Here is a 12,061-nt window from a genome sequence, read left to right as displayed (position 1 = left end):
TCCAATTTTTCTATTATTTGCTGTACTGCTCATCTGTTACCTGTTCCATCCAATCGACAGGCGAACCATTAAGCTTTTCCTGGATGGCAATATGGCTCATCGCTGTGGTAGCCGCAGCTCCATGCCAATGCTTTTCACCTGGCGGGAACCAAACTACATCCCCCTGGTGGATTTCCTCGATTGAGCCGCCTTCACGCTGCACACGACCAGCACCTGCGGTGACGATTAAGGTCTGACCGAGGGGATGCGTATGCCATGCTGTGCGGGCGCCTGGCTCAAAGGTGACCAACGCCATCACCACACGGGCGGGTTCTGGTGGACTACAAAGGGGGTCGATCCGTACCGATCCGGTAAAATATTCTGCGGGGCCTTTACCTGAAGGCTGTGAGCCGCTGCGCTTAATTTCCATAAATTTTCTATTTAAAATTTTCTAAACAATTACCGGGGTTTACAACAAAGATACACCAGTGAAAGTGCGGGGATTAATAATTATCAAACAAAAAATTAATGATTTCAAACAGCTTTTTAACGGAAAGCCTTGGGCTGTCAAAGTTAAATTTTCACTACGTACAAACTGCAATATTTCTTAAAAAATCGGAAACAAACTGAAATACCTGGTATGGTAAAACCCCTTTGCAGACTTTTGAAGATGCCTTACCTTAGTGAAGGAAGAATGTTGACAGAACAATTTTTTGTCCCCCTAAATCCTGCATCTGAAATATAATTTTTTTCCCTTCTGTCAGATTAAATACTATCTATTAAACCAATGATTGAAACAAATTTCACCCCTTTCCCCATCCTGACAACTGATCGTTTGGTTTTAAGGCAACTTGAAACAACTGATGACAAGGATATTTTTTCTCATCGTTCCGACGATAGCGTAAATACATACCTTGAGGATTTCAGGCATTCTTCCATTGAACAAACACAGGCATTCATTGACAGAGTACAAAAAGAAATAGCAATTGGCAAAACTATACTATGGGTAATTACCCAAAAAGGCAGAAACAAATTTATTGGGACAATTTGTCTGTGGAATATTTCGAAAGATGAATATAAAGCGGAAACAGGTTACACACTCGACCCTGAATTTCACAGAATGGGGTATATGAATGAAGCCTTAGTAAAGGTTATTGACTTCGGATTTAATAAAATGAAATTAATAACAATTGAAGCTTACGTCCATGAGAACAATGACAGTTCAATCCAACTCTTATTAAGAAACAAATTCAAACAGGGTGCAGCTCCTAAAAAAGCAGTCGGAAACAATAGAATTTTTTTCTCGCTAACAAGTGAAATAGTGTAACGTCAATACACTAAATTGTTTGACACCGGCTTATGGCCAAACTATAAAACACTTCCATCCTGCTTCGGTAGCCATTCCTCAAGAATATTCCCATGCAGCAAAAAGATAAAACGGTAATCTCCTATAACCCGGTTAATCCCGATGATAATTTGCTGAGTGTAGATGACTGCCTGGATCTTACACAGTAGTATAGGGAATCAGCTGGTTTGTACTGATTTTGACAATTATTTTGTATATATTCGTCATAATCAGAAGACAAAATGCTATATGAAAGGATACGCTTTATTATTTTTTTTACTCGTTTCATATTCCGGGTATACCCAGAATACCATCAATAACTACAAATACGTGCTGGTACCGGAAAAATTCAATTTCTCCAGGGAAGACAACCAGTATGGATTAAACACCATGGCCAAATCGCTCCTGGAAGAAAAAGGATTTTCCGCTTATTTTGATAATTCAGAAATACCAAAAGAACTTGCCGGCAATAGGTGCAATGCACTGAGTGCCGAGGTAGTGCAGAAAAAAGGACTGTTTGTCACCAACCTTACACTTTTATTAAAGGATTGCAGGGGTAATATCATTTTTAAAAGTAAAGAAGGCAAAAGCAGGGAGAAAGAATTTGCTGCTTCTTATAATCTTGCTTTAAAAGACGCCTTTACATCGCTGAATGACGTACCGTATGCTTATATTGGAACAACAAATGAGGGGCCCCAGCAAGCGGTTGCCACTACAGCTGTTCCAGCCCCCTCGCCTGCCACAACAACTGTAGTAGCAGAGATAAAGGAAGCCGCCGGAACATTATATGCCCAGGCAACAGCTAATGGATATCAGTTAATTGATACCGCACCAAAAATAGTTTTAACCCTACTTAAAACTTCGGTACAGGATTATTTTATTGCCGATAACGGGGCATCTCATGGGATAGTGCTGAAAAAGAACGGAGAATGGTATTTCGAATACTACAAAGACAATAAGCTTATTTCTGAAAAACTGTTGATTAAGTTTTAACGATTACCTGATCCTTCGCTTCATAGCAGATCAAATACAAAATTTCCAGTGCACATAAAAAAGCCTTCAAACAATTTGAAGGCTTTTTTCTTATCCAGTGTTACGTTTAACTGCCGCTATCTGACGCTTAAAATCGAACACCCGTGTCCGTATCCGTACAGCATACTTGTAAAAAGGACCGTCACAGAAGGTGTAAAAATGGCCACTACAGCCATGTAAAGCGATATCCAGACAAGTGGTATGGTAGTTGTCACAGACTGGTAAAATGCCTACGCTGACTTTAAAAGCTGTCGTTTGGCGCTTTATAACTTAACAGCTTAACAGTCTTTTTTAAATTAACCTTATGTTCTCGAACTACTTGAAGATCGCTTTCCGTGTTCTTTGGCGCAACAAGATATATGTGGTCCTCAACATTGTAGGCTTAGGTTTTGCCATTGCCTGTTGTATACTGGCTTACCTCAACTATAACTACAGGGCGAACTTCGACCAGCATCATGCTCACACCGAACACATTTACCGGCTAAACAGTGTGCGCATGGTTGATGGAAGTAAACAGCCCTGGGCCGTTATACCGTTACCGTTAGCGCAGGCAATGCAGAAAGAACTGGCTGGGGCAGAGCGGATTGCCCGCCTTAGCAGCGCTGCCGTTGTTGTAAAGATCAAAGAGAATACTTTCGACGAGCATATTCACTACGCAGATAAGGCCCTATTTGATTTTTTTACGTTCCCGCTAAAATTCGGAAACCTGTCTGGCTTTGACCAACCGAATCAGGTAATCATCAGTGAAACTTTTGCAGACAAATACTTTCCAAAGCAAATGCCGGTGGGTCAGTCCCTGACAATCATTGGATCGGAAGGTAAGCCTAAGGTGTACACGGTTGCTGCCGTAACGCAGAAGATTCCGGCTAATTCAAGTATTCAGTTCGATATCATCACCTCGTTTGAGAACGGATTTGTTAATGGGCAGTTAGCGCCTAATGACTGGGCGAACCCGAACCTCATTACAACATTTGCGGAATTAAAAAGTGAGCAAGCGACTCGTTTTGTAACTGCCAATCTTAATCCCTATGTAGCGCTTCATAACCGTAATCGCACCGATTGGCCTATAGAAAGCTTTTCCCTTCAACCTTTCTCTGAGTTGGCGGCCAGCTCGGATATTGATATGCCGGGATACGTATATGGCAGCCAACTGACGGTCAATCCCCGTGGTGTCCTCGTTATAGTTCCGGCCATCATGTCGCTGTTTATTTTAATTATTACCTGCTTTAATTTTACCAATATTTCCATCGCATTTGCCAGTGGCCGATTAAAAGAGATCGGTATTCGTAAAGTAATGGGCGGTTTCAAGAGCCAATTAATCCGGCAATTCTTAACCGAGAACATTGTTCTATGTCTATTAGCTTCCACATTGGCGTTGTTGTTTGTCTACCTACTATTGCCAGCAGTCATTCAGCTTACCGATGTTGATCTTTCGCCCAACTATGGCAAGGACTATGGCTTTTGGCTGTTCCTGGTATTCATTCCCGTTGTCAGTGCCATCTTTTCTGGCCTATACCCAGCTGTGTACATCAGTTCCTTTCAGCCAGTGCTGATTCTTAAGGGCAAAACGGCCCTTGCCTCTTCCAACCGTTTTACACGTTTCCTGTTGATTTCACAATTCAGTCTATCGTGCTTCGCACTGGTGGTTGGTATTGTTATGTCCCAGAATGCGTCATTTCAAAAGAAAGCCGATTTTGGCTATTCCATCAATGAAGTAGCCGTTGTAGAAATCAACAATCCTCAGGAGTATCGCGTTTTTAGTCAGGCCGTTCAGCAGTACCCGGAAATTAAAAGTGTAGCCGGATGTGTTCAACAAATTGGTGATGGCACCTACACCCAGACAGCCAAAACCGAAAATGGCCAAATACAGGCGCAGGTCGCGCGTATTGGAGGGGAAGCCTATCTTAATAGCATGGGGATCCGCTTAATTCAGGGACGTCATTTTTATGATACCGGTGCTGATGCTGATCAATCTATCCTGGTCAATCAGACCTTTCTGCAACGATTGCGGCTAACAGATCCGCTTGGCCAGCGAGTGACCCTGGACAGTGCCAGCTACACGATTGTTGGAGTTGTGAACGACTACAAAGAGTATGGCTTGCACGACCTAATACCACCTTGCGTGCTACGCATGGCTAAACCCGATGAGTATAAGTTTATGGTCGTTCGTTCAGATAAAGATAGATTGTCGCAAGTAACCAGGTACTTACAGGAAGCCTGGCACAAAGTGGTGCCCAATGTACCATACCGGGGCTATTTACAATCAGATTTAATTGAAAAGGAGATCCGGATGACGCAAGGCTTCAAGTCGATCGCTTTTTTTCTTGCCATAGTTACCTTGCTCTTATCAGCGTCAGGCTTGTTTGCACAAATTTCATTGAACATAGACAAACGAAGTAAAGAAATTGGTATTCGCAAAGTACTTGGTGCATCGGTGCTTCAAATCATTGGATTAGTTAACCGGGAGTTCATACGCATCCTCCTGATTTCATTTGTGGTTGGTTCAGCTTTAGGCTACTTGTTTACCAGCAAGTTTATTTTCCAGGTTATTTATCAATATCATCCTGATGCCGGGCCAGCGCCTTATATCGGTACATTCCTGATTGTCTTGTTTTGCTGCAGTGTTATCATCGGAACGAAAGTATACCAAGCTGCTAAGGCAAATCCAATAGAAAGATTACGTGCTGAATAGTATTTATTTTTGGAGCAATATTATTTATTGCTAAAAATTAATTCTTAGTGTGCTGGAGGTATTTTAAGCCTACAGCTTTCATACAAAGTAATATTTACTGGTAGCAATAGAAATGTGGGAACTTTATTATCTTTCCTGAGTTTCACATCATGGGCTAGCATACCTTTCGTTTCCGTTGCTGTTAAAGTATCACATGCTATAGCAATGCATTTAAAAACTAGTGGTTGTAAAATATCAAAATTAGTTTGGGAAGTGGGGAGTATTTTCCCCCAATCGGCCTTTTGATATGCAGGTAAAATTCGAGAAAATGCAGCTTTCAAAAATCGGGGACATTCCCTGGAAAACGCAATAGAATCAAGGGTATTATTTCGTACAATAATTGTCACTGTGGAGTAAACGTTACAAATCGAATCTACTATATATGGCAATCGAATAGTGTTGCATATCTGATTATTTAATTTTATACTTTCACTATTATTGGTGACAATAATTTGAGCAAAAGTAGTTTGACCTAATACTACAATCATGCAAATTAGGAATGCTCTTTTAATTACATTTTGTACCAGCGGTATCATTCGAATTAGTATTATTTATGTTAATAATATTATCTCTTTCTAACTGAGTACAATCGTTCAAAAATGCGGAAGTGCTATCTAAGCCACCCCAGGATAATGCAAGTGCAACACTGCCGTCTAAGTTTGGAAACAGCTCAGTTAATGCGTCCGCCACTATATTAGTATAGTCTTTTGCCACCAGGTTGTGATCTGATCCATTTCGGTCAGTCGTGGTAGGATTAAAATTCAGTTTCCTGTTAGTTACCCCCCCTTTTATTGACCCATTACGGCCCATATTATGTTAATATAATTACTTTGCAATAATTACATTAGCTATATATCCTAAACAAATTAGCCCGATTATATATTGTAATATTATCCAAAAAGAGAGGGGAAGATTTGCAACACGTATTTTTTCAGGATCAAGTTTTAAGCCCCAAAATATAAATCCCGTAAACATTAAGCAATTTAAAAATTTACTTACTTTTTTTCTTCTTGCATTTCGTTGACTTCCAACTAATTCTTCTTCAGCATCTTTAAATTGTTCTAAATTATACCCCTCATATATGATCTTTGGATATAAACAAAGATTTATGACAAAACAAAAAAGCATTAAAAAAAAGCATTGATAAAAATTAGCGTTTTGTCATATCCATAGTAATCCCAATTTTTTTGAATAAAATTTATAAACCAATGCCGCCCTTCATTGTTCATGAGTTGTATTCTTTGAACATCATACTTTCTTCGGGTTTCCGGAACATTCGAATAACGTTTTATAATCTGGTCATATAATTTCATTTTAAGAGCATACGGCTGATTTTTATCAACTATCAGATTTAAGCCATAAAGTGGAAACTTTAACTGATCAAGATCTATATTATTTAATATGATTACAGCTTCCTTTGAATAGGCTTGTAACTGAAGAATACCACTACCTTGCAGAGAGCTTATTTTACAAAATCTACCAATCTCAAAGAAACAATTTGAGGCAATATTAGACTTACTCAAAATCAGGCTATCAGGTGCACTACTATTCATAGAGGTCTGTTTATTCAATCCATCTCTCTCATAGGTTGTTAATTATTACTATATTTAATGTAACTATAAATAAAGCTCCATAAAACTGCCCCGATATCAAAAAGTATTTGATGAACTCAAAGCAAAAAGGCCGTAAACTCCAATTTATAGTGTTCAGGATTGGGAACAAGCTCATAAATATCCTTTCTCATTTTTTAACAAATATAAAATGCTCTCTATTCTATTCAGGTATGGAATTAAAGAACAATTCTGGAAGGGAACGGGAACCGGAAAGATTCCATGGGATTTTTGCCTATGCTTTTTTTAGGGGGAGTTCCCCTATGCTGAGCTTAAAGGTAAGAAAAGAAAATCCTGACCTAGAAGCGTTGGATGAGGTGAGAGTCTCACGTCCAGTGCTGTGAGAGGCTTGGGGTGAAATTTCTCTTGCCTACCCGACATAAAAATCAATGCTGTATTTTTTCAGTATCCCATGAAACTACTATTCAATAAGGGTTTCATTGGATTATGAAAAATATTCAGGGGAAATCATATTTTATATTTTATTGAATATTCTTTATTATCTTCCATAAAATATTTCCCTCATGAACCCTATGGATTTAACCCGAGATCTATTATTGCGGAGTAATACTATATAGGCACTGATAACCTTTATTTAGTTATTACCTCTTCATAACCAATATTATATTAATCCCCATCATCTGATTGATGTATAATCTATAGCATTTCCTATGTTATTAAGCCAACTCATAACATGTGGTTAGCGGAAAAATATATCCCTCATCATTTCAACTGTTTAAAATGCGCCCACGTTCTCCCCCTAAAATGCTTTATTATTTATGATAGATAACATCATTGAGAATTATACTGTAACAATTAAACCATTTAAATATGTTTAAACACAATTATTTACTTTGCATAGTACTCCTGCTTACTTTAGCTATTGGATGTACCAAAGAGCAGGGAAACAGAAAGGAAGATCAATCTGCACAAAAAAGTGATGACGCGCTCATAAAACTGCTGGTTAAAGAAGGCTATGACCGGAAAGATATTGTGGAGTTTAAAGACCGTTATGTAGTACAGGGAGATATTATCTTTTATAAAAAAGACCTAGAACAAAGGGTTGCTAAAGTAACCACTGAGCAGGCCCGTTCTCCTTATCTGGTATCTCCTGCATATCGGCATATCAATGTATACCTTAATGCAGGATCATTCAGTGCCGTTAACCTGAGTGGTATCCTTGATAACGTAATTGCTGCCTACAACGCAGTAGGGTCAGGCATTCAATTATCGAGGGTGTATTCAGCAGCTGCTGCTAATATCCAGATTGTTCAAAACAGTGGTTTACAATTGGGGATTTGTGGACAATCAGGTTTCCCGCTTTCAACCGGACAGCCTTTCAATACTGTTTATATTTCTGAATATACATTAACCTATTACAATCTTACCAGTGCGTCACAATTAACGTTACTGGTAGCGCATGAATTGGGGCATTGCGTAGGATTACGTCATACCAACTGGCAACCTTCAGGTGAATCAGCTGCTATTCCGATCCCCAGCACCCCATCTGCTGATGGCGCTTCTGTAATGAATGGCGGCACTTGTGGTAATAATTGGGGCGGCTTCTCCTATTATGATCAGGTAGCGCTTAAAGCACTTTATCCAGTCACTTTAGGAGGTCCAGACCGCCTGAATACAAATGAGCAATTATTACAAGGGCAGGTATTACGCTCAACGGACGGACGCTTTATCCTGATAATGCAAACTGATGGTAACCTTGTCATTTACTATTACAATGTTGCTCTTTGGAGCAGTATAACAGCCGGCAATCCAAACATCAACAGATGTGTGATGCAGGGAGATGGTAATCTGGTACTCTATGATACCGGAAATGTTGCACATTGGAGTAGCAATACCACTACTGGTATACCCGGGGTATTGGTTATGCAAAGTGATGGCAATCTTGTCATTTATCAAAATGGGGTGGGTCGCTGGAGTTCCAATACAGCTGGCTATTAAATAAGCTGTGCTGTTAAAAAATAAGAACAGGAAAGGATGCTGCTTCTCTTAGCAGCATCCTTTCTTTGTTTAGTAGCATATATCGTATCTATTTGACCGTTAGTCCTGAAATAATAATAAGATGATTATTATTTCATTTTAATATACGCCTACTGATAATATATAGCCCCAGGTGGCTAAGTTTTCCTTCACAGGCCAAAAGCCCCTCACATACTTCCCGCAGGCCATTACAATAGCTGAAGACACCATATAACAGGCTTACTAAATGAAAAGTCGGCTACCTGTATTAAAGTCTTTTTTCCTGATTAATACAGAGGTAGACCTTCTTTATCATTGTGGGTGTAACAGTGGAGCTCTGCGCTTTCAATAGGTTGTTGTAATGCCGGAGTAATTCACGTTTGGCATGCTGGATCTGTGCATTTACTTCAATGGCTTCCGTTGATTTGCAGATAATTGCTGTGGCTTTCTTATCGAATTTTTTCGGGTCAACCTGGTATCCCAGTGAAAATCCATCATGGGGATGACCATTAACAAGTTACCGATTAATTGGTTTTGTTTGGTGTTAATTGGTTCGGCTTGAGTTCATAAAACCCATTATAGATAAGCATCTCCGGGGAAAAGGATACAGTAAATTAAAAAATGTTACTGTATCCTTTTATCTATCCTTTCAGATTCATCTGATGTAGTTTACCTTAATATCTTAAAAGCAGAAAAGCCGCGTAAATCCTACGATTTATGCGGCTTCTCTATTGTTTATATTCTCTGTTGTGATCCCCTTGGGACTCGAACCCAAGACCCATACATTAAAAGTGTATTGCTCTACCAACTGAGCTAGGGAATCATTTACCCCCTCATTTCTCTAAGGGAGTGCAAAGATAAGAATTATTTTTTTCCAGCCAAATTTTCTTGCAATTAATTTTATCACTTACCGGTAAACACAAGCTTGTAGCGGATTACAGGGTCATCTTTTTCTTTTTCATCAAAAATATGCAACAGATAATACTTGCCTGTTACCCAGTCATTCACACTGTTATCATAAAACGGACTACCCGGATTTCCACTCTGTCCGCCGGGATAGATACCGTATGCTTCCGTTTTACTTGTTAACTGTACAATCATACGCCAGGAAGGGCCATGGGATTGCTTTGTAGCGTTGATAATATGCTGCCCGCCGCCAGTATTCAGGTGTTGTGCACTGAAAGCAGGAATACCACGGGAAAGGTGATTGATATCGGTGCCGCGGGATTTACCTAACTCCAGCTTACCGGCTTTGTTGAGCGCTGCCAATTCTTTAACAGTAGTGGCAAAAGCGCCTTGTAACAGCTGCGACAACGTTTCCTTTTGCGGCGTATTTATATTATCAATAAAATGAAAAGAAGTATCACGCAGCAGCAATTGTAATGTGGTGGTAGACTGCGGATATGTAAGTACTGAGCTGTCAGCGGGATTGAGCTCATCATGCCAGATGGTATCTTCGAGATGATACCAGAGCCTGTTGAATATGGTGGCCGCTTTGCTATCTGGTGTAGCCATGAAGTCCCACGACGAAAGCAGCTGCCAATAAGGCTGCTCCTGTGGTGTGAAAGCTGTACTGTCGATGTGCTTTTTAATCATCGGCATAGCAGCAGCAGCAAAAAGATTTTTATCATCATTCTGCAGCAACATCATGTCATGCGGCGTAATGGCGCTCATCGCAGCAAGGCGCTCATTGATCCGCTCACCACGGAAAAGATCAAATTGTCCGTAAAGACGATAAGGATACGTGCTGTCAGCAGGACGCTGATTGGCGGAGCTCACAAACCCACGGGCAGGATTTTTAATATGAGGCAGCTCATCATGCGGAATAAATCCCTGCCAGGCATATGAGCTATCACCACCAGGCATCACCCATTTGCCCTGATCATTCCATCTTAAAGGAAATTGACCATTGTGCCAGATAGCTATATCACCCGTTTTATCGGCAAATACGAAGTTTTGAGCAGGACAGGTATACGTCTTTAAGGCATTCAGGTATTCATCGTAATTACGGGCTTTATTTAGTTTGTAGAAGGTAGCCAGCTCATCTGAAGGGTCCAGCGCCTTCCAGCGCATGGCTAAAAACAATTGACGGGCAGTTTTATCGGGAAAAGTATTGTCAAACATCACTGGTCCCCATACGGTATAAGCCACCGTATCGTGTATAGTGGCGCCTCCCCGTACTTTAATATCTTCTACACGCAGGTCAGCAGCACGATAGGAGCCGTTAAACAGGTACTCCCTTAAGCCATTGCGGAACTGCATGCGGTAAAAATCCTTCACATCTTCCTCTCCATTCGTAACACCCCAGGCGATATGGTCATTGAAGCCAATAATCACACCAGGCGCGCCGGGGAGCGAAACCCCGTATACGTTCATACCAGGTGTGTGGATCTGTATTTCGTACCAGAGAGAAGGCAATGTTAATCCCAGGTGAGGGTCGCTGCACAGGATGGGGGCGCCCAGCTGGGTTTTGCTGCCGGCAACGGCCCAGTTGTTACTGCCGTTATCCGGATCGGGCTTATCCATTCTGAATTTCATGAAAGCGGCATCCATCGCCAGCTGACTGTCCGGAGGAGCCACAACCTTCACTGAAGCGGCTGCATAAGCGGTTCCTTTAGGAATAATAGGATCCAGCGTATCCTGAAAATCCGGGTACAACAGGTTAAAATCCTTCATGGAAAAGAGACGCCGCGCATTTGTATATTCAAGATCATTACAGGCTCCTGCCAGGTCATGCGCCATGTATTTCAATAGCAGCGCGGATTTAATGACATCCCATTTCTCTGGTTTATAATCTAATATTTTATATTCTACCGGTAAAGTAGCAGGTGTAAGTGTGGCAATATAAGCATTGATACCTGCTGCATAGGCTTCCACCGCGGTTTTAGAGTCGGGATTAGCCATCATCTCCCTCACCGTGCCTTCTGCGGCATATCCCATCCCCTCCCTCCGTTGTTTGCGATCATACTGGATCAGTTCGGGTCCCAGAATTTCAGACAACCGGCCGGCAGCAGCATAAGTCTGTAATTCCATCTGCCACAGCCTGTCGCGGGCAGTAACATATCCTTGTACATAATAAGCATCGGCTTCATTCTTTGCAAAAATATGCGGCACCATCCTGTCATCAAACCACACTTCTACTTTCCCCGACAACGCTGGCAGCAACAGCTGCTCACGCGGACGTTCACCTATAGCTTCTGCATTTTGCCAGAAGCCCGTTTGCGGACTTAACAAACTACCCAATGGCGGTATCTGTTTCAATTTGTGACTTAACAAATTACCCAATAGCGGTACCTCTCCCAGTTTGTGACTTAACACATATGTAAGCGATAAAGTAAATGCAGCGGTAATAATAGCGGGGATGATTCTCATATTACGTATCGGATG

At 41.0% G+C, this 12,061-nt stretch carries 9 protein-coding genes and 1 tRNA gene; 4 read left to right on the top strand and 6 right to left on the bottom strand.

Annotation, left to right across the window (positions count from 1 at the left end):
- Positions 1 to 13 precede the first annotated feature (13 nt).
- Positions 14 to 409, bottom strand: a complete 396-nt coding sequence (locus CLV51_RS14230; RefSeq protein WP_106528679.1) for a (R)-mandelonitrile lyase — start codon at positions 407 to 409, stop codon at positions 14 to 16.
- 357 nt (positions 410 to 766) lie between these two features.
- Here CLV51_RS14230 and CLV51_RS14225 point away from each other — a divergent pair, with 357 nt between their 5' ends.
- The 3 genes from CLV51_RS14225 (at position 767) to CLV51_RS14215 (ending at position 5,048) form a co-directional block, all read left to right on the top strand.
- Positions 767 to 1,306 carry a GNAT family N-acetyltransferase gene (locus CLV51_RS14225; protein ID WP_106528678.1) on the top strand — a complete coding sequence of 180 codons (540 nt, stop codon included), beginning with the start codon at positions 767 to 769 and terminating at the stop codon, positions 1,304 to 1,306.
- Positions 1,307 to 1,573: 267 nt separating this feature from the next.
- Positions 1,574 to 2,317 carry a hypothetical protein gene (locus CLV51_RS14220; RefSeq protein ID WP_106528677.1) on the top strand — a complete coding sequence of 248 codons (744 nt, stop codon included), beginning with the start codon at positions 1,574 to 1,576 and terminating at the stop codon, positions 2,315 to 2,317.
- A gap of 343 nt (positions 2,318 to 2,660) precedes the next feature.
- Positions 2,661 to 5,048: an ABC transporter permease gene (locus CLV51_RS14215; RefSeq protein WP_106528676.1), complete on the top strand. Its 2,388-nt coding sequence runs from the start codon at positions 2,661 to 2,663 to the stop codon at positions 5,046 to 5,048.
- Positions 5,049 to 5,092: 44 nt separating this feature from the next.
- Here the strand turns inward: CLV51_RS14215 and CLV51_RS14210 are convergent, their stop codons facing one another.
- Both CLV51_RS14210 and CLV51_RS14195 read right to left on the bottom strand, forming a co-directional pair.
- Entirely contained in the window at positions 5,093 to 5,623 is a 531-nt protein-coding gene (locus CLV51_RS14210; RefSeq protein ID WP_106528675.1) for a hypothetical protein, read from the bottom strand.
- A gap of 591 nt (positions 5,624 to 6,214) precedes the next feature.
- On the bottom strand, positions 6,215 to 6,640 hold the full coding sequence (locus tag CLV51_RS14195; RefSeq protein WP_106528672.1) for a hypothetical protein: 426 nt from the start codon (positions 6,638 to 6,640) through the stop codon (positions 6,215 to 6,217).
- A gap of 888 nt (positions 6,641 to 7,528) precedes the next feature.
- Between CLV51_RS14195 and CLV51_RS14185 the strand changes: the two genes are divergently transcribed.
- On the top strand, positions 7,529 to 8,656 hold the full coding sequence (locus CLV51_RS14185) for a M57 family metalloprotease (protein WP_106528670.1): 1,128 nt from the start codon (positions 7,529 to 7,531) through the stop codon (positions 8,654 to 8,656).
- Between the two features lie 133 nt (positions 8,657 to 8,789).
- Here the strand turns inward: CLV51_RS14185 and CLV51_RS29920 are convergent, their stop codons facing one another.
- From CLV51_RS29920 to CLV51_RS14170, 3 genes are all read right to left on the bottom strand, one after another.
- Positions 8,790 to 8,912, bottom strand: coding sequence for a DUF4372 domain-containing protein (locus tag CLV51_RS29920; RefSeq protein WP_106528833.1), 123 nt, complete (start codon positions 8,910 to 8,912; stop codon positions 8,790 to 8,792).
- Positions 8,913 to 9,424: 512 nt separating this feature from the next.
- Positions 9,425 to 9,497: transfer RNA gene (locus tag CLV51_RS14175), tRNA-Lys, on the bottom strand.
- Positions 9,498 to 9,577: 80 nt separating this feature from the next.
- On the bottom strand, positions 9,578 to 12,046 hold the full coding sequence (locus tag CLV51_RS14170; protein WP_106528669.1) for a penicillin acylase family protein: 2,469 nt from the start codon (positions 12,044 to 12,046) through the stop codon (positions 9,578 to 9,580).
- Positions 12,047 to 12,061: the final 15 nt, after the last annotated feature.

It is taken from the genome of Chitinophaga niastensis (genome assembly GCF_003014755.1).
Lineage (GTDB): Bacteria > Bacteroidota > Bacteroidia > Chitinophagales > Chitinophagaceae > Chitinophaga > Chitinophaga niastensis.
The sequence above is the reverse complement of the archived record's forward strand: the minus strand, read 5'-3'. Positions and strand labels throughout refer to the sequence as shown.